This window comes from Acinetobacter sp. 789_lipA, from assembly GCF_058242845.1.
On record NZ_JBZAYS010000001.1, the window covers coordinates 1,228,742 to 1,254,692 of the forward strand.

26 protein-coding genes and 4 tRNA genes are annotated in these 25,951 nt (G+C 42.2%); 15 read left to right on the forward strand and 15 right to left on the reverse strand.

Annotation, left to right across the window (positions count from 1 at the left end; translation table 11 throughout):
* Nucleotides 1-47 precede the first annotated feature (47 nt).
* Complete coding sequence (locus AC4CUZ_RS05850) at nucleotides 48-929, reverse strand: VanW family protein (RefSeq protein ID WP_490747369.1); 882 nt, start codon at nucleotides 927-929, stop codon at nucleotides 48-50.
* Between the two features lie 55 nt (nucleotides 930-984).
* Nucleotides 985-3,423: a ribonuclease R gene (gene rnr, locus AC4CUZ_RS05855; RefSeq protein ID WP_395442674.1), complete on the reverse strand. Its 2,439-nt coding sequence runs from the start codon at nucleotides 3,421-3,423 to the stop codon at nucleotides 985-987.
* 264 nt (nucleotides 3,424-3,687) lie between these two features.
* Between rnr and AC4CUZ_RS05860 the strand changes: the two genes are divergently transcribed.
* From AC4CUZ_RS05860 to AC4CUZ_RS05890, 7 genes are all read left to right on the forward strand, one after another.
* Nucleotides 3,688-3,777: transfer RNA gene (locus tag AC4CUZ_RS05860), tRNA-Ser, on the forward strand.
* Nucleotides 3,778-3,791: 14 nt separating this feature from the next.
* Nucleotides 3,792-3,868, forward strand: a tRNA-Arg gene (locus tag AC4CUZ_RS05865).
* 48 nt (nucleotides 3,869-3,916) lie between these two features.
* Nucleotides 3,917-3,993 (forward strand) — tRNA-Arg (locus AC4CUZ_RS05870).
* Between the two features lie 708 nt (nucleotides 3,994-4,701).
* Nucleotides 4,702-5,730, forward strand: a complete 1,029-nt coding sequence (locus AC4CUZ_RS05875; RefSeq protein WP_490747370.1) for an IS701 family transposase — start codon at nucleotides 4,702-4,704, stop codon at nucleotides 5,728-5,730.
* 358 nt (nucleotides 5,731-6,088) lie between these two features.
* Nucleotides 6,089-6,165 (forward strand) — tRNA-Arg (locus AC4CUZ_RS05880).
* Nucleotides 6,166-6,435: 270 nt separating this feature from the next.
* Nucleotides 6,436-6,933, forward strand: a complete 498-nt coding sequence (locus AC4CUZ_RS05885) for a YcxB family protein (protein WP_004691260.1) — start codon at nucleotides 6,436-6,438, stop codon at nucleotides 6,931-6,933.
* 42 nt (nucleotides 6,934-6,975) lie between these two features.
* A complete protein-coding gene (locus AC4CUZ_RS05890; protein WP_159152621.1) occupies nucleotides 6,976-7,620 on the forward strand; it encodes a fumarylacetoacetate hydrolase family protein in 645 nt (214 codons plus the stop codon).
* Nucleotides 7,621-7,680: 60 nt separating this feature from the next.
* On the opposite strand, the gene AC4CUZ_RS05895 is transcribed toward AC4CUZ_RS05890, so the two are convergent.
* Entirely contained in the window at nucleotides 7,681-8,487 is an 807-nt protein-coding gene (locus tag AC4CUZ_RS05895; protein ID WP_490747371.1) for an AraC family transcriptional regulator, read from the reverse strand.
* 104 nt (nucleotides 8,488-8,591) lie between these two features.
* On the opposite strand from AC4CUZ_RS05895, the gene AC4CUZ_RS05900 reads away from it, so the two are divergent.
* Nucleotides 8,592-9,527 carry a DMT family transporter gene (locus AC4CUZ_RS05900; RefSeq protein ID WP_490747372.1) on the forward strand — a complete coding sequence of 312 codons (936 nt, stop codon included), beginning with the start codon at nucleotides 8,592-8,594 and terminating at the stop codon, nucleotides 9,525-9,527.
* 109 nt (nucleotides 9,528-9,636) lie between these two features.
* Here the strand turns inward: AC4CUZ_RS05900 and AC4CUZ_RS05905 are convergent, their stop codons facing one another.
* A complete protein-coding gene (locus tag AC4CUZ_RS05905) occupies nucleotides 9,637-10,887 on the reverse strand; it encodes a YihY family inner membrane protein (protein WP_490747373.1) in 1,251 nt (416 codons plus the stop codon).
* Between the two features lie 115 nt (nucleotides 10,888-11,002).
* Here AC4CUZ_RS05905 and wrbA point away from each other — a divergent pair, with 115 nt between their 5' ends.
* Complete coding sequence (gene wrbA / locus AC4CUZ_RS05910; protein ID WP_490747374.1) at nucleotides 11,003-11,596, forward strand: NAD(P)H:quinone oxidoreductase; 594 nt, start codon at nucleotides 11,003-11,005, stop codon at nucleotides 11,594-11,596.
* Nucleotides 11,597-11,650: 54 nt separating this feature from the next.
* Here the strand turns inward: wrbA and AC4CUZ_RS05915 are convergent, their stop codons facing one another.
* The 6 genes from AC4CUZ_RS05915 to AC4CUZ_RS05940 form a co-directional block, all read right to left on the reverse strand.
* A complete protein-coding gene (locus AC4CUZ_RS05915) occupies nucleotides 11,651-12,016 on the reverse strand; it encodes a hypothetical protein (RefSeq protein ID WP_201701651.1) in 366 nt (121 codons plus the stop codon).
* Between the two features lie 213 nt (nucleotides 12,017-12,229).
* On the reverse strand, nucleotides 12,230-12,643 hold the full coding sequence (locus tag AC4CUZ_RS05920) for a GGDEF domain-containing protein (protein ID WP_490747375.1): 414 nt from the start codon (nucleotides 12,641-12,643) through the stop codon (nucleotides 12,230-12,232).
* Nucleotides 12,633-13,157 (reverse strand): GAF domain-containing protein, encoded by a 525-nt coding sequence (locus tag AC4CUZ_RS05925; RefSeq protein WP_490747376.1) that lies wholly within the window; start codon nucleotides 13,155-13,157, stop codon nucleotides 12,633-12,635. The genes AC4CUZ_RS05920 and AC4CUZ_RS05925 overlap by 11 nt, the downstream gene beginning before the upstream one ends.
* A gap of 275 nt (nucleotides 13,158-13,432) precedes the next feature.
* A complete protein-coding gene (locus AC4CUZ_RS05930) occupies nucleotides 13,433-14,008 on the reverse strand; it encodes a xanthine phosphoribosyltransferase (protein WP_279698460.1) in 576 nt (191 codons plus the stop codon).
* A gap of 90 nt (nucleotides 14,009-14,098) precedes the next feature.
* Entirely contained in the window at nucleotides 14,099-14,809 is a 711-nt protein-coding gene (locus tag AC4CUZ_RS05935; RefSeq protein WP_078426185.1) for a DUF3108 domain-containing protein, read from the reverse strand.
* Nucleotides 14,810-14,964: 155 nt separating this feature from the next.
* Nucleotides 14,965-15,642: a hypothetical protein gene (locus tag AC4CUZ_RS05940; RefSeq protein WP_004977854.1), complete on the reverse strand. Its 678-nt coding sequence runs from the start codon at nucleotides 15,640-15,642 to the stop codon at nucleotides 14,965-14,967.
* A 260-nt stretch (nucleotides 15,643-15,902) separates the two neighbouring features.
* Between AC4CUZ_RS05940 and AC4CUZ_RS05945 the strand changes: the two genes are divergently transcribed.
* The gene (locus tag AC4CUZ_RS05945; RefSeq protein ID WP_004691238.1) at nucleotides 15,903-16,760 is read left to right on the forward strand and encodes an energy transducer TonB; all 858 of its coding nucleotides are present in this window, start codon (nucleotides 15,903-15,905) and stop codon (nucleotides 16,758-16,760) included.
* 45 nt (nucleotides 16,761-16,805) lie between these two features.
* Here the strand turns inward: AC4CUZ_RS05945 and AC4CUZ_RS05950 are convergent, their stop codons facing one another.
* The 4 genes from AC4CUZ_RS05950 to miaB all read right to left on the reverse strand — a co-directional run bounded on the left by AC4CUZ_RS05950 (nucleotide 16,806) and on the right by miaB (nucleotide 20,427).
* Nucleotides 16,806-17,216 carry a hypothetical protein gene (locus tag AC4CUZ_RS05950; RefSeq protein WP_005401251.1) on the reverse strand — a complete coding sequence of 137 codons (411 nt, stop codon included), beginning with the start codon at nucleotides 17,214-17,216 and terminating at the stop codon, nucleotides 16,806-16,808.
* 101 nt (nucleotides 17,217-17,317) lie between these two features.
* Nucleotides 17,318-17,797 carry an rRNA maturation RNase YbeY gene (gene ybeY, locus AC4CUZ_RS05955; protein ID WP_490747377.1) on the reverse strand — a complete coding sequence of 160 codons (480 nt, stop codon included), beginning with the start codon at nucleotides 17,795-17,797 and terminating at the stop codon, nucleotides 17,318-17,320.
* Between the two features lie 57 nt (nucleotides 17,798-17,854).
* Nucleotides 17,855-18,931, reverse strand: coding sequence for a PhoH family protein (locus AC4CUZ_RS05960; RefSeq protein WP_004977846.1), 1,077 nt, complete (start codon nucleotides 18,929-18,931; stop codon nucleotides 17,855-17,857).
* Nucleotides 18,932-18,969: 38 nt separating this feature from the next.
* A complete protein-coding gene (gene miaB, locus AC4CUZ_RS05965) occupies nucleotides 18,970-20,427 on the reverse strand; it encodes a tRNA (N6-isopentenyl adenosine(37)-C2)-methylthiotransferase MiaB (RefSeq protein ID WP_078426188.1) in 1,458 nt (485 codons plus the stop codon).
* 309 nt (nucleotides 20,428-20,736) lie between these two features.
* Here miaB and AC4CUZ_RS05970 point away from each other — a divergent pair, with 309 nt between their 5' ends.
* The 5 genes from AC4CUZ_RS05970 (at nucleotide 20,737) to AC4CUZ_RS05990 (ending at nucleotide 25,337) form a co-directional block, all read left to right on the forward strand.
* On the forward strand, nucleotides 20,737-22,704 hold the full coding sequence (locus AC4CUZ_RS05970; protein WP_227557049.1) for a lytic transglycosylase domain-containing protein: 1,968 nt from the start codon (nucleotides 20,737-20,739) through the stop codon (nucleotides 22,702-22,704).
* Between the two features lie 18 nt (nucleotides 22,705-22,722).
* Nucleotides 22,723-23,385 carry a ribonuclease T2 family protein gene (locus AC4CUZ_RS05975; RefSeq protein ID WP_078426190.1) on the forward strand — a complete coding sequence of 221 codons (663 nt, stop codon included), beginning with the start codon at nucleotides 22,723-22,725 and terminating at the stop codon, nucleotides 23,383-23,385.
* 169 nt (nucleotides 23,386-23,554) lie between these two features.
* Nucleotides 23,555-24,541: a malate dehydrogenase gene (locus tag AC4CUZ_RS05980; RefSeq protein ID WP_004691225.1), complete on the forward strand. Its 987-nt coding sequence runs from the start codon at nucleotides 23,555-23,557 to the stop codon at nucleotides 24,539-24,541.
* Between the two features lie 172 nt (nucleotides 24,542-24,713).
* A complete protein-coding gene (locus AC4CUZ_RS05985; RefSeq protein WP_004691222.1) occupies nucleotides 24,714-24,974 on the forward strand; it encodes a DUF2789 family protein in 261 nt (86 codons plus the stop codon).
* A gap of 105 nt (nucleotides 24,975-25,079) precedes the next feature.
* Nucleotides 25,080-25,337, forward strand: a complete 258-nt coding sequence (locus AC4CUZ_RS05990; RefSeq protein WP_004691219.1) for a DUF2789 family protein — start codon at nucleotides 25,080-25,082, stop codon at nucleotides 25,335-25,337.
* 85 nt (nucleotides 25,338-25,422) lie between these two features.
* On the opposite strand, the gene AC4CUZ_RS05995 is transcribed toward AC4CUZ_RS05990, so the two are convergent.
* Nucleotides 25,423-25,950 carry a hypothetical protein gene (locus tag AC4CUZ_RS05995; RefSeq protein ID WP_004691217.1) on the reverse strand — a complete coding sequence of 176 codons (528 nt, stop codon included), beginning with the start codon at nucleotides 25,948-25,950 and terminating at the stop codon, nucleotides 25,423-25,425.
* Nucleotide 25,951: the final 1 nt, after the last annotated feature.

Consider the following 25,951-nt stretch of genomic DNA (forward strand, 5'->3'; position numbering starts at 1 on the left):
GTTCAGTTATCACTAGATGTAAGGGTGATGTACTGGGAAATCAAGTTTTAATTGGTTTTGATGTTTTGCGCCGCTTGAAATTCAGCCCATGAAGGGTAGTGCTGATCAATGCGTGAGGGCTGATAAAGCACTTTGGCAAAGTTACGGGTCATACATTCAGTTGCTAAGATTTCACCGCTTTTATATTTTTCTTTGCGGTGTCGCCAAATTTCGTTTTGTCGGTAGTAGTCCGTCTCGATTTTTAGGAAGGCATGCTGTTGTTCAAACACGTGATAGACATAGCCTAAATCGACTGAGCAACGCAGTTCACCTTCTAGGCATTTCTCACTAAACCACAGCCGAATTTGAAAGCTATGCGGGGTGGGGTTGTAAAATTGATAATCAATATAGTTATAAAAAATTGCAGCGCCACTACCAAATGGAAGTACACGACCATGATCTGGGAAAGGGTCAAAGGAGTGCTGTGAACGTTGTACGACTTGCAACGGGCTATGCAAGACAAGCCAGTGAATAAGATTAGCAATTTGGCAAATACCGCCACCAATACCACCGCGTGCTTGACCAAAGCTGAGTTCCATTCCCTCAACATAGCCTTTTTGAGTTGTTGGTTGTCCTACCAACTGACAAAAAGAAAAAGTCTGTTGTGGATGGATTAAAATCCCGGAAATACACGGACTGGCAATTTTGAGATTGATGAGTTTATTGTGTTGCCAGTGTTGATCGCTGTCGCCTAATTTACGAATCAGAACGGACTGATGCTTTTTGACGCGAAAAGCCAAAGGGGCGTTAGAAAATGAATGTGCATAGTCTTTCCCATCTGTTTTCCACTGCCAATAGCGCATCATACGTCGGCTACGCGTGGCCATGAAATAAAGCAAGGGATGATATTGGCTGATAGGTTTGTTTAAAAATAAACGCAAAAAGTTCATGTTGGCCCTATGAAAAAGGTGCTAGGACATTAAGCCCTAGCACCTTTTACATCATTTACTCAGTTTTTGCTTTTGCATTTGATTTTTTCTTTTTAGGTTTCGACTTTTTCTTCACTTTATCTTTAACCTTTGTTTCAGACTTTGATGAAGATTTTTTACCAGGCTTTTTGCTGTAGGAGCTAGGTTGGGATTTATCTTTTTTGCGTCGTATGGGCTGGTCTCCGTTGTTACTGGGAGAGGCGTTTGTCGACTCGCTAAAGACTTCTTCTTTACTTTCGCTTCGTGTTGTTTTGGCTTTGCCAACACGGGGCGCTCGACTACGTATGGGCCGACCACCATGTGAGAGTTGCTGCAATAATTCAAAATCAATTTTGCGGTCTTCTAAATTCACTGCTGCAACTTTGATTTTCACTTCATCGCCCAAGCTAAAGCTTTGACCGCGTGCCTGCCCAATCAAGCTCTGACTTGGTTGGTCATAGACAAAGTAGTCATCGCCTAGTTGGCTGACATGGATCATGCCGTCAACATATAAGTCTTTGAGTGTCACAAACAGACCAAATTCCGCTACGGCAGAAATGGTACCGACAAACTCTTCACCTAAATGTTGCTGCATATAATGACATTTCAACCATGTGGTGACAGAGCGAGACGCTTCATCTGCACGACGCTCAGTCGCTGAGAAATGTTGACCAGCATCATCCAAAGCGGCCCCTGAAAGAGGTGCAGGTTTATGTTTTAACTTGGCTTTAATGGCACGGTGTAACAACAAGTCTGGGTAGCGACGAATTGGGGAAGTGAAGTGCGTATAGGCTTCATATGCCAAACCAAAGTGACCTGCGTTATTCGCACCATAGTAGGCTTGCATCATTGAACGTAACAGCACGGCATGGATACTTGGAGCATCAATACGGTCTTTGGTTGCATCAATCACGGCTTGGTAGTCTTTCTGAGTCGGCTGCTCTGGGAACGGTAGACCTAACAGTTTGACAAAGTCGCGTACTTTTTGAATACGTGAAAACTCAGGTGGTTCATGAATACGGTATAACATTGGCACATCATGTTGTAGCGCATATTCAGCCGCTGCCACGTTTGCCAACAACATACATTCTTCAATCAGTTTGTGAGCATCATTACGCGTACGCGGTAAAATTTCCTTAATGCCGCCCAGCTCATCAAAGGTCATGTAAGTTTCAACAGTTTCAAATTCCATGGCATGGCGTTCAGCACGTAAACCTTTGAGGACTTGATAGAGTTGGAACAGGGTGTTCAAGGATTTGCGCACATCACGGTCTTCAGGAATGGCACTGCTGTCGCCTTCAAAGTACTGGGCAACATTGGTATAGGTTAAACGTGCCTTTGAGTGCATCACAGACGGGTAGAACTCAAACTTGGTGACCCGACCGGCACGTGACAGGTTTAAATCACAGACCATACACAGACGGTCCACATGCGGATTGAGTGAACATAAGCCATTCGAAAGAGCTTCAGGCAACATTGGTAAAACAAAGTGCGGGAAATACACCGATGTACCCCGTTCTTGAGCTTCATCATCCAGTGGTTTGCCTGAACGGACATAGTGACTGACATCTGCAATCGCCACCACCACACGGTAACCGCCGCCTGGACGTTTTTCTGCATAGACCGCGTCATCGAAGTCGCGTGCATCTTCACCATCAATAGTGACTAAGGCTAAATCACGTAGGTCAATACGACCTTCACGGTCTTGCGCTGAAGGCTCTTTAAAGCTTTCTGCTTCTTTAATAACTTCTTCTGGGAACTCATATGGCAAACCAAACTCTAAAATGGTTTGCGGAATAATAATTTCAGTGTCGGCCTTGTCTGCCATCGATTGCACAATATGACCTGTCGCCAACTCATCTTTGGTTGGGTAGTCATCAATTGCGACACGAACCGAATCGCCCACTTTGACTTGTGCGTGTTCGATTAATTCTTTTTCTAAAGTAATCGGTTGGTGCGCATTCGGATTTGCTGGCTGAATAAAGTATTCACCATCATGTATCGATACTTTACCAATGATTTGCTTCACACGGTGTTGCACCACTTCGGTAATAAAGCCCCAAGCTTTACCTTTGCGGTCCACTGAGGTTTGACGCACTTTAACACGGTCACCATTAAACACTTGGCGTAGTTCACGTTCAGGTAAAAGTAAGTCTTCATGACCTGCAATATTCGCCGTGCCAAAGCCTTTACTGTTGATGTAAACCGTTGCTTCATGTTCAGGTTGCTCTTCGGCAATTTGAAACTTGAAGCCATCTTTCATCAGTTGACCATCACGAACCATCGCAATTAACCGATGGCTGAGCGCTTCAATGCTTTTTTGATCTGCAATTTCAAAAATTTCGACCAAGTCCGCATGCGATAAAGCCGTCTTTTTTTCTTCGATGGTTTCTAAAATGAGCGTGCGGCTCGGAATAGGGTTGTCATAACGTTCAGCTTCAGCTTTTGCTTCAGGATCGACCCAATTTTTCATAATGTCTTTGGCTGTATGTCAGTAGATAGGATTAGCATAAGTCATGCGAAGACAGACTGCACGCAAATGATTGCAATATTGTGTTTTATGTCGGCAATTTAGAATATCTGCTGTTTTATTCAACATGCAGATGTAGAGAAAAGAGTAAATTCGGATGAATCCGCTCTAAATTGTTTAAAAAGTATTTAATTGAACGAAAATATGCAAAAAAGGCAGCGTCTGTGCTTGCAGTGCTAGCATGAAGTTTGTATTATGGCGGCACGTTACGGTGAGATGGGTGAGTGGCTGAAACCACATCCCTGCTAAGGATGCGTACGGGTAACTGTACCGAGGGTTCGAATCCCTCTCTCACCGCCAACTTTACTTATGTCGCGCTCATAGCTCAGCTGGATAGAGCACTTGGCTACGAACTAAGGGGTCGGGAGTTCGAATCTCTCTGAGCGCACCAATAAGTAAACTGTATGTAACGTATCGCCTGAATTGGCACACAAGTAATGCGCTCATAGCTCAGCTGGATAGAGCACTTGGCTACGAACTAAGGGGTCGGGAGTTCGAATCTCTCTGAGCGCACCAACTTGAACAATCAACCGCACATGTTGCGGTTTTTTTGTGTCTGATCATTTTATATTTGAAAAATATTAATTTCTCAAGAATGTAATTAATGTGATTGCAATTAAATAGCAGTAACACATACAGATTGCGAGAATAATAGTTTTATTGATCTTTTTTTGCATTTTAATATTTTGAGGAATGCTATCGGAAATCTGAAAAGATGCCAAAGATCCGAAGAATAAATAACTTATAAATATGAGTATGAGTGAAATCCATAAACTATTTTTTTTATTAGAAATAGAGTTTTGATCATCTGGAGGTGTAGTTAAATAATTAAATATTTGTTGGCGATTATTTTGATCTATGAAAACGATGTCTTTTAAATGTAGTGAAGTATATCGCCCTGTCCGTTTATGTATTTGAGCATAAAAAAGTACACTTTCAACTTTTATTTCAGATGAATAAGCTAATTTACAGATTTTTTAGTTTGTTAGTGCAAAGTTGAGAATAAAATACGTCACCATTCTGGCTTATATATAGGCTTTTACGATTATCTCGAAATTTTGACACGGTAAAAAAATAGTTTGAATTCATATGCCTTTCAAATACGTGCCATTCGTTTGAGTGTAAGCTTTCAATATGTCGAACTTGATTTTTTATTGTTTTAATAGAATAGGACTTACGCATTGACGGATTCAAAAAAGTATTAAAATACTTTATAAAGTATCTGTGATCAGACGAATTAAACATGCTTCTACAGCAACTTGTACTCTACCCATTTATATGGGCTTTCTCATGACAGAACCGAACTCTATTAGCTGCACACAACTTGCCGAGACTTATAACATCTCGCATGATAGTGTAAATCGCTTTCTAGAGCGTGAAGACTACACACCTCACGACCTATATCAAGAAGCAATTCAACATATTGATAATAATAAACTTATAGTCAGTATTGATGATACTGTTTTAGATAAACCGTATAGTCAGCATATGGACTTGGTTAGCTATTTTTGGTCAGGCAAACACCACCGATCCGTCAAGGGTATTAATCTCATTACCTTGTATGCGACAGATCAGAATGGTCAAAATATTCCAATTAATTTCCGAATTTATGACAAATCTGAAAGTAAAACCAAGAATGATTACTTTATGGATATGTTAAGTGAAGTACTCAGTTGGGGTGCAAAGATTCAATTTATTACAGGTGATAGTTGGTATTCATCGACTGCAAATCTAAAAACCATAAGAAAATATGGTATTCGATTTATGTTTGGTATCGACTGTAACCGTAAGGTTTCCCCAGAAAAAGGACAATGGTTTCAACTGCGTTTATTGCCGAATTTCCATCAGGGTCAAGTGGTCTGGCTCAAAGATTTTGGCTTTGTACAATTATTTAAGACTCAGTTAAAAGAACAGCAGAGGTTTTATATTGTGCATCAAGATGAAGATGATTTATTGTCCTTTGAGGGTTTTCATGAATTACATTCAAGTCATTGGAAAATAGAACAATATCACCGAGTGATTAAACAGGTTTGTCATATTGAAAAGTTTCAAGTAAGACGATCTAAACTGATTTTGAATCATATTTTTTCAGCCTTGATGGCCTACGTCGAGATACAAAAGAACCAGTTTGAGCGGATCTTTGAAAATGTATATCGTTGGCAGAAGAAATTATTTAGACCAATGATCAAAAACTTCATTGATGACTTTATTCTCGATAAAAATCATCTGCTACCACAGAGAATCTATAAATAATACTGCGTAAGTCCTATAGAATAGACAATGACGATGAGCAGGATAAGTACAGATGCTATTGCTGGTCCAATTTTACTCATGTTTAAAGTTGATTGATCTGTTTGATTTGGCATTTGTATCTTAAATTAATTTTATGTAATTCTTCTATTTGATTATAAAGAATCTCATACTAGTTGTGGTTGCTGTTTGTGAATTTGCACTAATTTTTAATGTATTGAGTGAATGTTGTAATTATTTATATATTTTTTAGCGACTTAATCTGATTTATGTACGATTAATAAACATTTGATGGTTTGTTACTACAAAATGACTTATCAAAATGAAATAAACCATATACAATGCACCCCATCAAGACGTCGCGCTCATAGCTCAGCTGGATAGAGCACTTGGCTACGAACTAAGGGGTCGGGAGTTCGAATCTCTCTGAGCGCACCAACTTGATCAATATTGAAAAAACCGCACATGTTGCGGTTTTTTTGTGCCTGCACTTTCTGTTCAGTAGAAATCCATAGCATGGATGGATCTTTTTCCGTAGTTATTCAGTTGTTTCTTACATCTCCGTTTTATGATGTGGCTCTTATATCGGTATGGCCTCGGCTTGAGTGGATTACCAGCTAATCAACATCGATCTGCTAAAGTCCTAAAATAATGACCGATTGTGTTGTAGTATTGAGCACAATATTTTTAGCTATTTGATATGACCCTATGTCAGAGAACAAGCCTGCATTATCGACACGTTATTTCCTCACTTTAGAAGAATCCCAAGATGGTTTTGCCTTAGCAACTTTTGGTAAAAAGCAAATGACGCGTTTTATCACGCCGTTGATTAGTGTCGGGATTATTGTGTGGGGCTTTATGCTCGGTTTTTCAGGCGTCGGTCGCTACTATGTGGCGTTGGGTATATTTTTCTTAGTTTTACAAATTCTCATGCGCTATTGGTTCCTGCCGATGATGTTTAAGCGCCAATTTGTGAAATATCAGTTTGGTAAAAGTGAGCAAGGCATCGACTTATACCAAGATTATGCGGAAATTTATGCCAATGGTCGCAAGCAAGTGGTCCATTATAATGAAGTGCAAAAGTTTGCCAGTGGCAAGTTGACCTATATGCTTGAGTTGAAAAACCGTACTGTGGTGATTGTGCCTAAGCGTGCGTTGGCCGATAGTGCGGATCAAGCAAAATTTGAAAATACTTTCAAAAAATAAGCATTTTGCTCCATAACACCATCAAAAAATCAGAGGAAGATCATGAGTACACGTCCATCTAAAATTGTCTGTGTCGGTCGTAGTTATGCAGACCATGCCAAAGAATTAGGCAATGCGATTCCTGATCGTCCCGTTTTGTTTATCAAGCCACCGAGCAGTTTGCTCAGTTTAGATGCGGGCATCTCTTGGAATCCCGCATGGGGCAGCTGCCATTATGAGTGTGAACTGGTTTTACGCATTGACCATCGACTAAGCAAAGCAGCCGATCCAGCTCAAGCCCTGCAAGCAGTGGGGGCTGTGACTTTAGGTTTGGACTTAACCTTGCGTGACTTACAAGATGACTTAAAAACCAAAGGCCAGCCTTGGGAGCGTGCCAAAGCCTTTGATGGTTCGTGTGTACTGGCAGACTGGGTTGCTGTTTCCGATGTGGTACAGGACTGGGATGATGTGCATTACAGTTTTCATGTCAATGATGAGCTGCGCCAAGCGGGCAACACAGCACACTTAATTTTTGACATAGGCACCTTGCTGGCCGACATTAGCCAAGTCTTCACTTTGGAAGCGGGCGATGTAGTCATGACAGGTACACCTGCTGGGGTGGCTGCACTACAGGCGGGTGAGCAGTTGAAAATGACTCTAAAAGGCAAAAACCAAGACTATTCTTGGAATACCTTTGTTAAAGCTTAATTTACAGGCTTTCAAACCCCATCATTCAAAAAGATCACTTCGGTGATCTTTTTTTTTGCGTTATTGGTGGCTATGGTACAGTTTACGGAACTGATCGGGGGTATATACCATCCAGCGTTTAAACATATTAATAAAGGCCGATGCATTGGCATAGCCCAAATCCAGTGCGATACTTTCGACCTTTTTTCCCTCTGTCAGCATGCTCATGGCTTTCATGACTTTTAAGCGCTGTCGCCATTCATTCAAGGACATGCCAAGTTCTTTTTGACTATAACGTGCGAGTGTGCGTTCAGTCATATTGTGCTGTACTGTCAGTTGTTGCAAAGAACTGTTGTCCGCAGGGTGCATATGTAAAAAATCTAAAATGCTTTTTAGGGTCGGGTGTTCAGAGTGCGGTAAATAGCTACTGACCAATTCTGCATGGTGTAATTGGTCAAGCAAGACATAGAGTAAGCGCATATGTTCAGGTGCATCATCTGGCAGGCTGTGTTGTCTCAAATGCTTAAATAGTGCCGAGACCAAAGGTGAGCTGAGCATAATACCGGCTTGTTGAGGCAGATGAGTGCATAAGCTTTCATGGATATACAAGGTGCCATGCGAAACATCGGTACGATTTAAGCTGCTATGGGCTACATTGGGTGGAAGCCAAATGCCATAAGGTGGCGGGGTAAGGTAGTCAATCTGGTTGATATTCACTTCCATCACACCATTAAAGGCGTATACAAATTCGCCCCATGCATGTCCATGCACGGGATAAACCGACTGCGCGGGATCTTCGCGAAAGCTGATCCATAATAATTTATCAATATGATCATTGGTCGGTAATTGTTTGAGTTGCGCGCTCTTTTTTTGTTGTCGTTGGGGCATGGCTGAAATTGCCTGAATAAGAAGATCTCTTGTCTGTTTTAAATTATATGTTTTATTTCAGACAAATCTATAGTGAGCTTTGATCTTTTTCAGTGGAGCAGGTCGTGAGTAGTCGTCAAGCGCTGGACAGTAAAGCTTCAGGGATTATGTTTGGGCTGTGTATTTTGTGGGGATTACAACAAGTGGTGTTAAAGCTTGCTGCCCCCGATATTTCTGCAGTGATGCAAATTGCACTTCGCTCAGGTCTCTCTGCGTTGATGGTTTACCCCATGATCAAGTTGGCAAAGGGCACATCTTTATGGGGGCGAGACTACTTACCCGCAGGAATTTTAGTCGGGCTTTTATTTGCAGCAGAATTTTTTCTGGTCGCGCAAGCTTTACGTTTTACCTCCGCGGCGCATACCGTGGTTTTGCTGTATACCGCGCCTATTTTTGTCGCATTGGGTTTGCACTGGAAATTACCCTCTGAACGTTTATCGCTCATTCAGTGGTTGGGCATTGCATGTGCATTTTTCGGGATTGTGATTGCATTTTTATTTCGCCCTACAGCTTCACAAGCAGCTGCGAGTTCGGCACTTTGGGGTGATGCTTTAGCACTTTTGGCAGGGGTATTGTGGGCAGCCACAACTATTGCAGTTCGGTTGACGAAACTAGCAGAAGCACCTGCGACCCAAACTTTGTTTTATCAGCTCTTTATCGCATTTTTAGTGTTATTGCCTGTGGCTTTTTTCATGGGACAAGCGACGATTCACTGGTCTGTATTATCCGTTACAAGTTTACTTTTCCATACCGTTGTCGTGTCATTTGCTAGTTATCTGATTTGGTTTTGGCTGTTGAAAAAATATTTGGCATCCCAGTTGGGTGTCTTTTCTTTTTTAACTCCTATCTTCGGCATGTGTTTTGGTGTGGTGTTACTCAATGAACGGCTGGAACTCAACTTTTTGGTGGGAACATGCTTTGTGTTGATGGGTGTGATGGTGGTGAGTTTGCATCACAAAATTAAGCAGTATATACAGGCCTTTAAAATGGCTTTGCAGTAAATACTGAGTCGGCTTGAATCTGTCTTAAATTCAAGGTGAAGGTTGAACTTAGATTGTTTTGATTCAACATATAAAAAACGTGTCTTGGACACGTTTTTTATATGAAGTCTTAAGATTTATCATCAAAAATTGTAGACAGCGGAATGGCGAGTTTGGCCGCCAAGTAATCATCCGACTCAACTAACGCTGGGCCAATTTTCTGTATCCAGACATCATCAGGATGGACATTACCCAAATCTTTACGCTTTGGTAAAGGGTAAGGAAGTCTGCTGTAAAAACTCCAAAAATCGACTTGAGATAAATTACGTACTAGTACAAATTGGTTGTCATCGGTACGTTTGACTAAGTTTTGCTGTTCAAGCATAAACACGTAACTCGGCCAACGGCCCAATTCATCTCTTCCTAAAACATCCAAAGCTTCATCATCAGAGACACTGAGTCCTTGCTGTTGCTTTTTATAAAACAGCTCCAGCAAATCTAGTAGCATAATGACAGGGTGCCGTTTTTGCTCTTTCTGGGAAGTAAATGCGGTGAGCGCGTAGCTGATTTCAACGCCAATCAGGACAATATTCCACGATAGAAAAATCCATAATAAGAAAATAGGAATCGCAGCAAAGGCACCATAAACGACTTCATAGCTGGTGAAGTTCGACATGATAAAGCCGAACAAGTTTTTCAGGAGTTCAAACACGACGGCACTAAATAAGCCTGCAATCAAAGCGGATTTAATCGGGACACTTCGGTTTGGAATGGTCCAATTCAGAATAAAAAAGCCGACGACGGTTAAGCAGAATGAAATCAGCCACAGGACAAATGCGCCATTGAGCTCATAGCCTGCAAAATTATTGCTCAGAACATTGAGGGAAGCCATTGTCGATGAAATAACAAAGGCACTACCGAGTAGAATAGGCCCCAAAGAAATAATGGTCCAATAGCGCATAAAGCCAATAATGCCGCCGCGAGTCTCACGAACACGCCAAATTCGGTTAAAGACCGTTTCAATACTGGTTAGCATCATGACGGTGGTGACGAATAAAAATAAGATCCCGATAATGGTTAAATTACTGGATTTATCGGTAAACGCATTTAATGCCTTATCAAAAGCAATCGTGGTTTTCGGTAAAAAATTACTATAGATCAGTTGTTGTAATTGCTGCCGTGCAGGTTCAAGCGCTTTAATTGAGGAAATGATCACCAAAAAAACCGTCAGCATTGGAACAACGGCAAACAGGGTGGTATAGGTCAGTGAACCGGCTTGTTCACGACATCGATCGGCCTCAAAGCGGCGCAGTACAAATAAAACGAACTGAAACCAAGTTTTCTCATAGAAAGGAAGTCTTCTTAAGTACTGTTCTAACATAGGCAAAGTATCTCTTTTGTTTTCTTCATCTTTTCTACATTTTTCACCCTAAGCTTAACCAAAAAATAGGAAAAATACCGTATAGTTTTATTTTTTCTGTCACCGAACTCTATTCATGCAAACCTATGTTTTAGTTTTATATTACAGCAAATATGGCAGTACCCGTGAAATGGCGCATCTGATTGCAAATGGAATTGAAGCCAGTGGTGTTGTAGTTAAAATTCGAACGGTGCCGAATATTGCGGCTGTGGTGAAGGAAGCAGAGCCGAGTATTCCTGCAGAAGGCGATATTTATTGTAGTTTAGAGGACTTGGCAAACTGTGCAGGTTTGGCGCTAGGCTCACCAACCCGCTTTGGTAACATGGCCTCTGAAATGAAATATTTCCTCGACCAGACCACCAGTCTTTGGCTCAATGGTGCTTTGCATGGTAAGCCGGCTTGTGTGTTTACCTCGTCAGGTTCAATGCATGGTGGGCAAGAAAGTACTTTGTTGACCATGCTGCCACCGTTGTTTCATCATGGCATGATGATTTTAGGGTTGAACAATGCCATCCCCGCATTGTCACATACTAAAACAGGTGGAACACCTTATGGCGCAAGTCATGTCAGCGGGCCTCGACATGATCAGAGCTTAAGCCAAGATGAGAAAGTGCTGTGCGAAGCTCAAGGTAAGCGTCTTGGGGAAGTGGTGAAGAAACTACAAGCCTAGGTATTGAGACATGAAAAGCCCATCATTGATGGGCTTTTCATTATTGAGTTGGCGTCAGATCAGATGCTGTTCTTTAAATTTTGTCCCGCACTTGAGACATTTATAGTCAAGGAAGATATTTTTATCGACAATCACACCCGCTTTTTTACCAAAACGATGTCCTAAAAATCCGCCTGTTACACCAATACTGACCGCGCCGACAAAAGTGCCAATGGTGCCACCCATAATCACCCCAAGAGGTCCAGCCGCTGCACCGATCGCAGCGCCAATAGAGGCCCCAGATGCTGCACCACCGACGGTACCAGCTGTTGCACCTGCCGAACTGAGCAATACGCCCCCAATTTTAGTCAGTTGTTGCTCGTGATTGCGTTTTTCAACATCACTAGAGCCACATTTTGGGCAGAGAATTGTATTTTCCATAGTCTATTTGGCCTATTCGGGTGACCAGTGATTGAAGCTGGCAGCCGTTTTACGGTGTGGATGACACGTTGCGCAGAACAACCGTGTTTTGCGCTTGAATTTGAAAGATCTAAACAACTAAATCTAGAGTAAATCTTAGTTGAACTTGCAGCAATAATATTTATTAAACTTGTAATTTTCTTAAGTACTTTATGCTGAATTTTTAAATATGGTTTAGTTGGCAAAGTGAATTCGGTTTCGTCCTGCTTGCTTGGCACAGTACAAGGCTTTATCTGCACGTTTAAAGACACGCATGGCTTCATCACCCAAGCAGGCAGGTAAAATAATCGCAAATTCCTCACCGCCAATACGAGCTAAAAAATCGCCCTCACGTAGGATATCTTTTATTTTTTTGGTCATCTTTTTCGGCACATGGTCACCTGCGGTATGCCCATAACAGCCATTCAGCTGTTTAAAGTGATCAATATCTAAGATGCCTATCGTAAATGGCACGCGAGCATGGCTGAAATGTTGCATGGTTTGATTGCTTTCTTGCACAAATTCACGACGGTTAAAGGTTCCTGTAAGCTCATCTGCGGACGCTAAGACCGCCATTTCTTGCACTTGTAAATGCAATTTAATGTTCAAAGCTAACCAAGTGGCGAGACTCTGTAAAAGAATCGCGCTGCAAAGTGTAGTGATGTTTACGTTGATCTGCCACATTTAAGGTGCCAATACACACGCCATTGTGAATCATGGGCGCATCCATACAGGTGCCCATGCCATGCTCGGAAAGTATTTTACAATCTAGCTCATCCGACTGAGCGAGGTCATCGCAAATGATCAGTTGAGATTGGGCAAAGACGCGTCCGACAAAAGTCTGCCCAATCGGAATCTTAAAATCCATGGGAATCGCATGATTGCCTGAGATCGAATACAGTTTGAGATATTCTTCAGTATCTTGCAGGGTAATACTGGCCCGATCCGCATCAAACACGTGAGAAATCCAGTAAGCAATGGTGTCTAAAACAGCTTGCAAGGAGTCTGCTTTACTCAAGTCATGAATGAAGTCTACGGGGAGTTGAATGGAATGCGTGCCATCAAAGCCAGATAATTGGCTTGGGGTAAATGATTGTTCAGTTAATTGATTCTTGTTTATCATTCAATTCGGTATATCTATAAAATAGTATCCAATTTAGTCTTTGTTTGTTTTGCTCTTAGAAAGTGGACATTACCTTTTAGATTTGATCATGCTATATAAATCGCATTTCTCCAACTTCAATGTGTAATTAAATTGAAAAAAACGATATATTTTTACTTTAAATTAAAAATAAACTACAGCGCAAATGTGGCATTTACATGTGGATGACCCGCGGGTCATCTGAGTGACAAAAAAGAGCACCTGAAGTGCTCTTTTTTTGAAGTTAAACGCCGTGATTAGTCACGAATAAATTCAACAGTGCCATTTGCCAATGACTTTACGCGTGCCAAAGATTCAACGCGGTAGCCTTTTTCAAGCAAAATGTCACGACCAGGTTGGAATGATTTTTCAATCACAATACCGACACCTACAACTTCTGCTTTCGCTTGGTGAATTAAGTCAATCAGACCCAATGCCGCTTGACCATTGGCCAAGAAGTCATCGATCACGAGGGCTTTGTCTGCTGAGCTGATGTGCTTATTTGAAATTGCAATCGTGCTTTCGGTTTGTTTGGTAAACGAAAAGACTTTTGAGCGGTAAAGATCATCTTTTAAGGTTAAAGATTGGTATTTACGCGCAAAAATAACGGGCACGCCCAGTTCTAAACCTGCCATGATTGCAGGTGCGATACCTGATGCTTCAATCGTGATGATTTTAGTGATGCCTGCATCTTTAAAACGAGCAGCAAATTCTTTACCGATTAATTGCATCATAACCGGATCGATTTGGTGGTTTAAGAAAGCATCAACTTTCAGAACTTCATCAGATAGAACGATACCTTCGCTTAAGATTTTCTGTTCTAGTGCGTACACGGGAGAATCCTCTAGGGGCAGGTGCTTTTTCAAGCAAAAGCGTATTTTAGGAAGCACCTGAAAAAATGCAAGTAAAATTCGTCAAAATGACTAATTGCTTGCACCTTTATAACCCGTTAATAGCAATCCATAGGATGTTTTCTTATCCACATGGCTGACTTTGACTGGAAGGTAGTCCAATTTGGGTGCTAACCAGAAAATAGTTTCGCGGCCAGGTTTGTCATGTTTCATGACCACTTTAATGGTGTCAAAGGTCCCATAATCGGTTTTGATTGACTCAGAACCTTGCTTCACAAATTTACGTGCTTCCACTTCTTTGGCATCGGCCAAATAATAAGTCGATTTTAAACCGCCATTTTTGATGTCTTCCCGAAGCTGTAATTCAGCATTCAGTTCATCCAGTACGCCGGCTTTCCAAGCGAAAGAACGCGCTTCTTTGTCTTTCTTGGTATTGATGGTTTTTGCCGCTGGATTGAAGTTAATACTCATGGTGTTGTTATGCACCAAAATTTTACTACTACGACTAAAACTGCTGGACTGAATTTGCTTACCATTAAAACTAAAGCGACTACTTTCGGTTGCAGAGGCGATACCACCAGCTTTCGCTGCAAAGACATAGTTCCAGTTGTTGCCCGATTTCGATAACGTACGTGTCGCTGAGCCCATGTTTTTGCCATTATAGTTAAATTGATAACTGGCTTGGAATGGACTCATGGCAAAGGTTTGACTTGAGAAACCGACAAAGAGCAAGGTGCTGACACCTGTTGCCATTGCGACTGTTTTCAACATTGATTTAGCCATAAGAAAAAGTTTCCTATTCAGTTGTAGGCACAAATTTTTTGCATAGAAATATTATGCACGTTGATTATGAAGAAAAAATTCGAAACATAGGGCAAACTGTAGTTTTATGTTTCTTTTACCCACCTTAAGTCACATTTTAGTCGCAGCATCCTGAATTATTTTTGTCGAATTGGCGAGACCGTGCTTTCGTCTAGATTAGGTTCAATCAAGTCATCGATCGAGGTTTGCGAAAACTTATTGAACAATGCCGTTAAGTTGACATTACCGATTACTACTAATTCTGCTTCACGTAACACGGCATGATTGACATGGACTTTACCTAAGGTATCGATAATAGAACGATTTTTTCCTAACCAGCGATTCAGATCCAAATGCAGCAGATCATCTTTGACTTTAATCACATTCAGTTTTTCTAAAATCATGCCTAAGGGGTCTTGGTTCAGGACTTTTTGATAAAAGAATAGGGCACAGCGCACACCCATTTTATGAAATACCGTTGGGTATTCAGCATCCAGCACACTGGTGTCACTGATTTGCTCAAATACGATCAACTGCGTTTTTTTATTTAACTCCATTTGTGCCAGTTTCAAATCTACCGAAAGCGTGAGTTTGAGCCCGTTATAGTCGAGCGTGGCATATAAACGTAACCAGTCATCATGTAAGTCGGCATGCAGGTCTTTCAACATTCTCACGTTGTCGGTCACAAAACGTTGAAAAGTGGCATTTAAAAAGACTTGAGACATTGGAAACTCGCGCTCATCCTCAATAAATCCTTCCGCCTTTTGATAAACTTGGCGTAAACGATTTGAAATGTTGGAAATAAGCGTTTGCATAAGAGGTGTCCTAGCTAATCAACGTGTTTGAGCGATCAGATCTCTGGTCGAAATGTTTGAAAAATACTGCTCATGAACCTTGCAGTTTAGCAAAATTAATTGCACCATTTTCATGATTTTACGAAACAGTGAATCTAAAGGGCACAAGGTCTCATTCTACGCAATAAAATGAAGACTGTGTCTATTTTATACTGCGCGCATGCGCTTTGGGGAACAAGACAAATTGTCGGTTTGGTGTGATGCTTAGAAAAATAAATGTAATGCCTTTGGCTCATGATTGGTGGAAAGACCCAATTTTCACAGCGACCGTCGTACTGGCGGTATTTTTGCATCTCGTGATTTTGACTTTGCAATTTGCTATGCCTCAAGAAAATGATGCGGCAGTGAAAGAAATTGCTGTCACTTTACGCCCTTCTGATAAAAAAATTGAAAATGCAGATTTTTTAGCGCAAGCCGATCAACAAGGTTCAGGGACCTTTCGTGAATCACATCGTATGTCGAGTGACATGCCCGCACCGATGCTTGAGCAAAGTACAGGCGAACAGCAGCGTGAAACTTTAGAGCAGATCCAACAAAAACGTGAACTGAATTTTGAAGAAAAACTGTTGATGACGACTTTAAGTTGGCAAAAACAAGCTGAGGATAATCAGCGCAAAAAAGCCATGGAAGAAATGAACAGTCAGTTTCAAGCCAAAGCAGCAATGGTGGCCAGCCTTGAAGCGCAATATTTACAACGCCAACAAAACTTTAGTCGTCAGCAAAAAATTAAAACAGTCGATGGTATTCAAGCCAAGCAAGATATTTCGGCCGCCTATCTTGAAAAGTTCCGTCAGAAAGTGGAGTTTTATGGCAACCGTTACTATCCAGAAGCAGCTAAACAGCAGCGGCTGGCGGGTGAAGTGCGTTTAATGGTGATTCTAAATGCATCAGGAGGCATCCGTGCTATTCGCCTGATTGATAGTTCAGGTCATGAGATGCTCGATGAGGCGGCAAAAGCATCGGTACGTAAGGCTGCACCATTTGGTGGATTTGATGCCAAAATGAAGGATATTTCTGAGTTACGCATTGTGCGTACATGGCGTTTTGACCCAGCAGAGGCAGAGTTTGAAGTGCACTGAGCTGTGCACTTTTAAGTGTACTTTGATGATTTTGCTTACTTCGGATTATTGGGTTGCGCGTACATAGGCACCGTCTTGACGTCCACCGATCCAAGTCACAGTTAAATGAGACTCTTCCACATCTAGGCGGGTAGGAAAAATTTCTAAGTGCTTGCTATATTTCGGTAATGCTTTTAAACCAATGCAGTTGCCATTTTTCCACCATGTCCCTTCAGCATATTGGTCTAAAGAGCCGACAGCTAAGTACCATTTAAATTTACCGTTGTTCTCTAGTAAAAGTTCGGAACCGACCTCCATAACACCCTGCAAATAATAATGTCCAGCCCAGACCTGATCTGCGTCTTGAAACTTCACTTCTTGACAAGATGTTTGATTTTCATCATTGCTCTTGGCATAAAGTGGCATGGTGCAGGATAGGGCGATAATGCAGAGTAGTTTTGAAATCGATGTATGCATTTTTATAATCTCTTCATCTATTTTTTCATCTTGCATTATTGTTAGCATAAATAAACCCGACACATCGAGATGAATCGGGTGAGTTGTTTCAGATCTAATAGCTATTGTTCTAAATAAGGGTTTTCAAAACCGAGTTTAGCCAAAATTTCAATTTCGATACCTTCCATTTCTTCAGCATCTGCTTCTGACGTTTCATGGTCATAGCCCATGAGGTGCAAAGTGCCATGTATCAACATATGGGTGAAATGCGTCAGTGGCGCTTTGTTTTGTTCTTTCGCTTCCAACAGCACCACAGGAATGCAAATGACTAAATCGCCAATAGGAAATGAGTCAAGAATTTGCGCCATTTCATCGGGCAAGTCACTCGGGAAAGATAACACATTGGTTGATTTATCTTTGCCGCGATATTCCAAATTCAATTTATGACTTTCGTCATGGTCGACACAAGCAATACCAACTTCACAGTTACTTTGTGTACCAATATGACGTAAAACAGTTTCTACAACTTTTTTGATATAGCCACGTTTCAAGACCAACTCAGGTGCTTGAAAGTCCTGTTGTAGAGAAAGACTCAGTTTCAAAATAGATCCTTAAATAATGATATCTGCGGGCATTTTAAAATGCCCGCAGACTTTAACTTAATGCTGAGCATCGGCAGCGGCATCATTTTCAGCCACTAAGGCCTCTTGACGCGCTTTGCGTTCAGCACGAGCTTCAGCCGTTAAGCGATGTTGTTCTGCATCCCATCCCTCATAAGCTTCAACAATTTTTTGCACTAATTGGTGGCGTACCACATCACGAGAGTGGAAGCGGGTAATGTGAATTTCTTTGATTTTGTCGATGATTCGTAAAGCATGCGCCAGACCAGATTGCTGACCACGCGGTAAGTCGACCTGTGTGATATCGCCAGTAATCACTGCGCGCGAACCAAAGCCTAAGCGTGTGAGAAACATTTTCATTTGTTCAGGCGTGGTGTTTTGCGCTTCGTCTAAAATCACGAAAGAGTGGTTTAAAGTTCGACCACGCATATACGCCAGTGGTGCCACTTCAATCACTTGACGTTCAATCAGTTTGGCTACTTTTTCAAAACCAAGCATTTCATACAAGGCGTCGTAGAGTGGGCGTAAATACGGATCAATTTTCTGGCTTAAATCACCGGGTAGAAAGCCGAGTTTTTCACCCGCTTCAACGGCAGGACGAACCAATAAGATCCGTTGAATTTCATTACGTTCTAGCATGTCGACTGCGGCTGCAACTGCGAGATAGGTTTTACCTGTACCCGCAGGTCCAATACCAAAAGAAATATCGCTTTGTAGAATACGCTGCACATAACGCTTTTGGTTGGCACCACGTGGATTGATACGACCTTTACGGGTTTGGAGCCACACTTCATCTAAACCAGTGTGCTCTTGCCCGTCGAGGTCTTCTTGCAATTCACGGTCAGTCTGACTGCCTTGAATCATGAGGTGTAAGGTGTCGGCACTGATTTGTGCCGTATTTTCTGCTTCTTCATGCAGGCGATGGAGCAGACCTTCGGCTCTCTCAACTGCATCCATTTCACCATCGACATAAAATGCATCACCTCGATGGGAAATAGTGACATCTAAACGCTGTTCGATTTGTTTCAAATGACCGTTATAAGCACCGAGCATGCTCTTTAAACGTTCTATTGAAACCCCAGGAAAAGTTACTGTACGTCGAATCGCTGCAGTCAAGAGAATTCCTTTAAGTAGTCAGAATCTATTCCCTTACATTACGCCACGTCAGGCTCAAGATTCAAGAGTTCACCATAAACAAAATTCAAAGTTTTAATCTCTGTCACTTCGATTTCAGCGAAACGTCCGACCCATGCTGCATCACCAATAAAACTCACATAACGAGTGTTATCCGCCGTGCCAATCAGTAGGTTTGGATCTTTGTCTGAAACTTTCTCGACCAAAACGCGTTGAATGGTGCCGAGCATGGCATCGGTCTTGTCAATACTTGAGCGTTTGATCCATTTTTGAACTTTACTGAGGCGTTCTTTTTTCACGTCTTCAGAGGTGGTGTCCTCAAGATCAGACGCAGGTGTACCCGGACGTTTTGAATAGACAAAACTGTAGGAATGGTCGAAGTCCATATCTTTGATGAATTGATAGGTTTCTTCAAAGTGCGCATCGGTTTCACCCGGGAAACCAATGATGAAGTCACTTGATAAATGCATATCTGGACGAACTTTGCGTAATTTGGCAATTTTGTCGATATACACATCAATGGTGTGGTTCCGCTTCATGGCTTGCAATACATCGTTTGAGCCGCTTTGTACGGGCAAATGTAGATGCGATACCATTTGTGGTAGATCACGGTAACATTCAATTAAGTCATCATTAAACTCAAGTGGATGTGAGGTGGTGTAGCGCAAACGCCCAATCCCCGGAATTTCTGCAACCAGACGTAACAAGTCTGCAAAAGTACAGATATTGCCTTCGAACGTTTCACCGCGGTAACCATTGACGTTTTGACCCAACAAAGAAATCTCACGGACACCTTTTTCGGCTAAGGTGGCAATTTCTGCTAAAACATCATCCAGCGGGCGAGAAACTTCTTCACCACGGGTGTAGGGCACTACACAGAATGAACAATATTTTGAACAACCTTCCATAATTGAAACAAAAGCCTTGTAACCTTCCACACGCGGTTCAGGTAAAAAGTCGAATTTTTCAATGTCTGGGAAAGAAATATCCACCAATTTGATTTTTTCTTTCTTGGGTTTTTCGATTTGATCAAAGTGCTGATCCAGCATTTGTGGTAAGCGGTGCAAGGTTTGCGGGCCAAAAATCATGTCGACATAGTTGGCACGTTTTTGAATGTTGTCACCCTCTTGAGAGGCCACACAACCACCGACACCAATGATCAGGTCTGGATTTTTGTCTTTCAGCTTGCGCCAGCGACCCAATTCAGAAAACACTTTTTCTTGGGCTTTTTCACGAATCGAGCAGGTATTCATGAGTAGAATATCAGCTTCTTTCGGATCTTGGGTCAGCACATAACCGTGCGAGTCGCCAAGTAAGTCTGCCATACGGTGACTGTCATACTCATTCATCTGACACCCTTGCGTTTCGATATACAGTTTTTTAACTGATCCATCGATGGCTGGGGTGTGCTGTGGCTGGGTAACAGTGTTTTCTGAGGCAGCTTGGGCACCATTTGGAATGAAGGTTTGAACCGTCATGTAGGCTCCTAAGGGGGATAAATCTAGGTTTTTGTGCCTGATCGGTATCTGTGGCGGCGAAAGCAAAGCTTGGCTGGCGACAAAAAAGGTCGATCAAACACCATGTGAAATCTACGAAAGGCGCGTATTTTAGCAGGAAATCTGAATAAACTTATAGCTTTAAATCTGAAGCTAAAAAGATTGATTTGTGAAGTGAAAATGCAGGAAAATTAATATTGTCTAATCATAAGGTTACATAAGAGAACAATAGAGTCTGTTATGAGTTATTAAACTAATGAAAATGATGAGACGAGACTAGGCAATCCAAAGATGACTGAAGGCAAACCCATGTTAAAACGATTACAGAATAAATATTATCAAGTGTTTGCGTTGGGTGTGGCTGCCTTGGGTCTATCTGCAGCGACACATGCCGCAGATGAACAATTTAATGATGCCTTGCGTGCAGCAAATGCAGGCAATGTTGGTTTATTACAACAATATCAAAGCAGTATGCAGGGTGATGTGTTGGGCTATTATCCTGAATACTGGGTGCTTAACAGTAATTTGGCATTGCAACCTGCGGCGAACATTGTCGGATTTGCACAGCGCTATCCGCAATCTGCCATGGCTGAGAAGTTAGCAGCAGATTACATCGAAGAAAAAGTCAAAATGGCCGATTTTGCTTCCGCGCAGCCGGTATTGGCCTATGTGTCCAATGCAGATCGCGCAGAAAGCTGTGCCATGGCGCAAGTCCGTGCCAAGTCAGGCGACCCTTTGGTTTTTGCCGAATATAAAGATGTTTGGCTCACCACTAATTCACAACCTGAATCTTGTACAGGGCTAGGCCGCATGATGTTGTCTAGTCCACTGATGACGGAACAAGACAAACAACAACGTTTATGGGCGCAGCTACGTGCAGGGCAGTCAGGTCAAGCAGTTGCAACTGCACAAACTATTGGCATGAATCTGTCTTTGGCGCAGCTGAATAGCATTCAAGCCGATCCACTGAACTATCTATGGTCCGCACCGAAAGCGTCGGCGGCAGATCAAGCATATTTAATTTATGCCATTGGCCGTTTAGCCGACAGTGATCTAAATACTGCACTGGCGTCGGTAAAGCGTGCTGCCGAGGGTACACCTGAGTCGGTACAAAAAGCGTTGTACCGCGCCGTGGGGTATATCGGTGGCACAACCGTTATGAAAAACAATTTTAATGTGGAAGTGTTGCAAGCCTTCGATCGGAGCTACGGTTTAGCACTGAGTGAAGAAGAAGCTGAAATCTATGCACGCCAAGCCATTCGTTTCGGCGCATGGGAGAGTGTCATTCGTGCCATTGATGGCATGAGTGTGACGCAGAAACAAGAAGACCGCTGGCAATATTGGTTAGCCCGTGCTTCAGAACAACGTGGTGATGCAAAGTCAAAAGCACTGGCGCGCGAGATCTTCAAAAAATTGTCAGTAGGTGACGATTATCATAACTTATTGGCAAAAGATCGTATTGGTCAGCGTTATCAAACGATTCCAGCCAATACCCAACCGAGCAATGCGGATGCGCAGCGTTTGAGTCAAGATATTCACTTTAGCCGTGCTTTTGCACTGCGCAACGTCAATGCGCCAGACAATTATGTCAACCGTGAATGGAATTGGGCTGTTCGACAAGCTTATTTAAAACAAGATGATGGCTTAATTTTGGCTGCTGCCAAACGTGCCACAGAAATGGGATGGTATGACCGCGCGATCTATGCAGCCGATCGAACCGTCAAGCAGCATAACTACAGTTATCGTTATGCCATGCCGCATCAAAGCTATGTGGTCAGCCATAGTCGCAATGCAGGCATAGATCCTGCATGGGCGTATGGGTTAATGCGCCAAGAAAGCCGATTTGTTACCCATGCACGTTCGCATGTCGGGGCAGGTGGTTTGATGCAAATCATGCCAGATACGGCAAAACTGGTCGCTAGACAAATGGGTGAAACCTATAATCCTGCTGCACTGAGTGATATGAATACCAATGTACGTTATGGCACATTCTACTTGTCCATGATTCAAAGCCAATTAAGCAACAGTCCTGTACTTGCCACAGCAGGTTATAATGCAGGGCCAAATCGTGCGCGCCGTTGGCAGCCTGAAAGTCAGCCGATTGCGGCGGATCAATACACAGAAAGTATTCCTCTGACTGAAACACGCGATTACGTCAAGCATGTCATGAGTAATGCGACCCATTATGGTGTGCTGCTTGGCCAAGGACCGCAGTCGATCACCCAGCGCATGCAAAATATTCCTTTTAGAAGTCAATGATAAAGGCCTAGGCATTTTATGGTTTTGATGTCATCCCAATCAGTCTTAACGCAAAAGCTTTTGCTATTGATCAGCAGCTGCATTGCTATGGGATTTTTTGCGACATCAGCCCATGCGACACCGACCGTGTTTGGCTATGTGATGGAAGTTCAAATGACACCTGCCGTGTGTTTGTTTGATAGCCAAGGCTCAAAGAAACGGAAATGTTTGGAAGGTTATTCACTCAATATCACAGGTTTGTATCCTGAAACTACGACACGAGAGTGTCAGACCAAGTCTTCAGCTGTATTGTCTCCGCTTCAAACTAAAGTGGTGGCTAGGGTGATGCCCGATGAGCATGCACGTCGTCAGTTGTGGGCAGAGATTGGGGGGTGTGTGCCGATGAGTGCCAGTCAATATTTCCGTAACGTGATTAATTATGCAGAACGTTTAAAAATCCCCGCAGATTTGACTTCATCTGAAAATAAAACCGCGCAACTGCATAGCTTACGTGGACAGTTCCAACGTTTGAATCCTGGACTGCCTGCAAGCGGGTTACGTTTTAGCTGTCGTACTCACCGTCAAACCAATATTTTGACCGAAGTCAAAGTTTGTTATAAACCCAATGGTCAGTACAAAGGCTGTGCAGAGAATATACAAGAAAACTGCCCAAATTCTTTTGCGATCAAGGGTTCTTACTAATCTCTTTCCTTAAATTAATTTATATTTCCTATCATACTTTTGTTGGAATTCATTCTCTTTTACATGCATCTGCCAAAGTATTGGAGTACAATCTTTGCCGTTTATGATTATTAAGATTAGATAGAACAGCTATTTAATCATATAACGTTCCTCAAATGGAGATAAGTACATGAAGCAACCTGTTCGCGTTGCCGTTACTGGCGCTGCTGGTCAAATCGGTTATAGCCTATTATTCCGTATCGCTAGTGGCGAAATGTTAGGTAAAGACCAACCAGTTATTCTGCAATTGTTAGAAGTTCCTTTTGAGAAAGCTCAAGCTGCGCTTAAAGGCGTAATGATGGAATTAGACGACTGTGCTTTCCCATTATTGGCTGGCATGATCGGTACTGATGATCCAAAAGTTGCATTTAAAGATGCTGACTACGCGTTATTGGTTGGTTCACGTCCACGTGGTCCTGGTATGGAACGTGCTGACTTATTGAAAGTGAACGGTGAAATCTTCATCGGTCAAGGTCAAGCACTAAACGAAGTTGCTAGCCGTGACGTTAAAGTACTTGTTGTAGGTAACCCTGCAAATACAAATGCTTACATCGCAATGAAATCTGCTCCAGATCTTCCAGCGAAAAACTTCACAGCAATGTTACGTCTTGACCACAACCGTGCGTTGACTCAAATTGCTCAAAAAGCGGGTGTTGCTGTAGCAGACATCAAAAACATGACTGTTTGGGGTAACCACTCTCCAACGATGTATGCTGACTACCGTTTTGCAACTGTAAACGGCGAAAGCTTAAAAGACAAAATCAACGATGCTGACTGGAACGCGAATGTATTCCTTCCAACTGTTGGTAAACGTGGTGCTGCGATTATCGAAGCGCGTGGTTTGTCTTCAGCTGCTTCAGCTGCGAACGCTGCGATCGACCATATGCGCGATTGGGCTCTTGGCACAAATGGCGAATGGGTAACGATGGGTATTCCTTCTGACGGTTCTTATGGTATTCCTGAAGGCGTAATGTACGGTGTTCCTGTAACTTGCGAAAATGGCGAATACACACGTGTTGAAGGCCTAGAAATCGATGCGTTCAGCCGTGAACGTATGGACAAAACTCTTCAAGAACTTGAAGAAGAGCGCGCAGCAATTGCTGACATGCTTAAATAATTAAAAACTAATCTGTTCAAGATCTGTTTTGAAAAAGCACTCCATTTGGAGTGCTTTTTTATATGGGGGTGTGTTGAACAAAAAATAACATGCTGTGATGTAGATACAACTGAGCATAGATGGCCAAAGGTTTATTCTAAAAGGGCATGATCAGAGCTTGAGGAGAACAATGATGTTTGACCAACAACCGACTTTAGAACTTTTATTTGAACAATTGGGGCTTGATGCGAGTGCGGAAGCAATCGATCAGTTTATTGAAACACACCAACTTACTTCAGACGTTCCATTGCATAAAGCACCCTTTTGGTCAAAAGCACAGCATGACTTCATTATCAGTAATTGGAAAAAAGATGATGAATGGGCAATGGTGGTCGACCTGTTAAATGAACAATTGCATACAGAACATACGCTTTCAGGTTCGTGTCATTTATAATCACAAATTGAAACAACAAACCTAGTTTTATGACTAGGTTTTTTTAGAAAATACATATAAGTTAATTCAATAATAATTGACAATAGTATTGATAAGGAGGCCGAGATGCTCAGTCAACATAAACCATCCTTAGAGCTTTTATTTTCGCAACTGGGACTCGCCAATAGTGCGGCTGCCATCGAGTTATATATTCGTACGCATCAACTTCCTGCTCATCAATCTTTACACGACGCACCGTTTTGGAATTCCGCTCAACGTGCGCTATTAATCAGTCATTTGGTTCAAGATGATGATTGGGCGATTATGGTTGATGAACTCAATCAACAGCTACATCTTGATGCTTATAAACTTCAAACTGCTTAAATTGATCCTATGCCGTCGCGACTTACATAGTAGAATTGACCCATAAAAAAACGCCTGATTTCAGGCGTTTTTTTATTTGTAGATTTTAGTGCAATTTACTTTGCATCAGCTTGATAAACCAATCTTCTTGATGAAGGTCAACAAAAGCGGCATGTTCACGCAGTAAAACGAAATCAAACTCGGTGCTTTTCGCATATTTACCAAGCCAGTGTCGTGCCAATGCTGACTCTTTTCGACTGACCGAGGCATAGGCCAAAAACAGGTAAATATCGCCCTGACCATAGCTGGTCAGCGGTTTTAAAATTTGCTGTGTAATCAAAGCAAAGCGATCTTCTTTGGTGATTTCAAAGTACAGCATATAAGCCTTTGCAAGGTGCAAAGACAAATTGAGGTACAAAGACAGAGGCATTTCCTCAAACTCAATTCGACCTTGCTCAAGTAACACCACTGCTTCTTGTAAAAAGTGGACTTGCTCTTGGCGCAGTTGGCTCAGTGTGACCAACTGTAAGCGTAAGTCAGCACGCTCAAGGGCTAATTCAGGGCTATTGCCTTGTAGGTAGAGTTGATCTGTTTCACCAATACGCTGAATAATTTGTTGACTGCTGGCACGCATC

Bases quoted from the DNA above. Each gene is read 5' to 3' on its own strand.
- AC4CUZ_RS05885 (WP_004691260.1), top strand. From the start codon at position 6,436: ATGTCAGAGAACAAGCCTGCATTATCGACACGTTATTTCCTCACTTTA.
- AC4CUZ_RS05985 (WP_004691222.1), top strand. From the start codon at position 24,714: ATGTTTGACCAACAACCGACTTTAGAACTTTTATTTGAACAATTGGGG.
- AC4CUZ_RS05950 (WP_005401251.1), bottom strand. From the start codon at position 17,216: ATGCATACATCGATTTCAAAACTACTCTGCATTATCGCCCTATCCTGC.
- AC4CUZ_RS05925 (WP_490747376.1), bottom strand. From the start codon at position 13,157: ATGATAAACAAGAATCAATTAACTGAACAATCATTTACCCCAAGCCAA.
- AC4CUZ_RS05995 (WP_004691217.1), bottom strand. From the start codon at position 25,950: ATGCGTGCCAGCAGTCAACAAATTATTCAGCGTATTGGTGAAACAGAT.
- AC4CUZ_RS05915 (WP_201701651.1), bottom strand. From the start codon at position 12,016: ATGGAAAATACAATTCTCTGCCCAAAATGTGGCTCTAGTGATGTTGAA.
- AC4CUZ_RS05980 (WP_004691225.1), top strand. From the start codon at position 23,555: ATGAAGCAACCTGTTCGCGTTGCCGTTACTGGCGCTGCTGGTCAAATC.
- AC4CUZ_RS05895 (WP_490747371.1), bottom strand. From the start codon at position 8,487: ATGCCCCAACGACAACAAAAAAAGAGCGCGCAACTCAAACAATTACCG.
- AC4CUZ_RS05970 (WP_227557049.1), top strand. From the start codon at position 20,737: ATGACTGAAGGCAAACCCATGTTAAAACGATTACAGAATAAATATTAT.
- AC4CUZ_RS05890 (WP_159152621.1), top strand. From the start codon at position 6,976: ATGAGTACACGTCCATCTAAAATTGTCTGTGTCGGTCGTAGTTATGCA.
- AC4CUZ_RS05940 (WP_004977854.1), bottom strand. From the start codon at position 15,642: ATGCAAACGCTTATTTCCAACATTTCAAATCGTTTACGCCAAGTTTAT.
- AC4CUZ_RS05905 (WP_490747373.1), bottom strand. From the start codon at position 10,887: ATGTTAGAACAGTACTTAAGAAGACTTCCTTTCTATGAGAAAACTTGG.
- AC4CUZ_RS05850 (WP_490747369.1), bottom strand. From the start codon at position 929: ATGAACTTTTTGCGTTTATTTTTAAACAAACCTATCAGCCAATATCAT.
- AC4CUZ_RS05945 (WP_004691238.1), top strand. From the start codon at position 15,903: ATGCCTTTGGCTCATGATTGGTGGAAAGACCCAATTTTCACAGCGACC.
- AC4CUZ_RS05975 (WP_078426190.1), top strand. From the start codon at position 22,723: ATGGTTTTGATGTCATCCCAATCAGTCTTAACGCAAAAGCTTTTGCTA.
- miaB (WP_078426188.1), bottom strand. From the start codon at position 20,427: ATGACGGTTCAAACCTTCATTCCAAATGGTGCCCAAGCTGCCTCAGAA.
- AC4CUZ_RS05935 (WP_078426185.1), bottom strand. From the start codon at position 14,809: ATGGCTAAATCAATGTTGAAAACAGTCGCAATGGCAACAGGTGTCAGC.
- wrbA (WP_490747374.1), top strand. From the start codon at position 11,003: ATGCAAACCTATGTTTTAGTTTTATATTACAGCAAATATGGCAGTACC.
- AC4CUZ_RS05990 (WP_004691219.1), top strand. From the start codon at position 25,080: ATGCTCAGTCAACATAAACCATCCTTAGAGCTTTTATTTTCGCAACTG.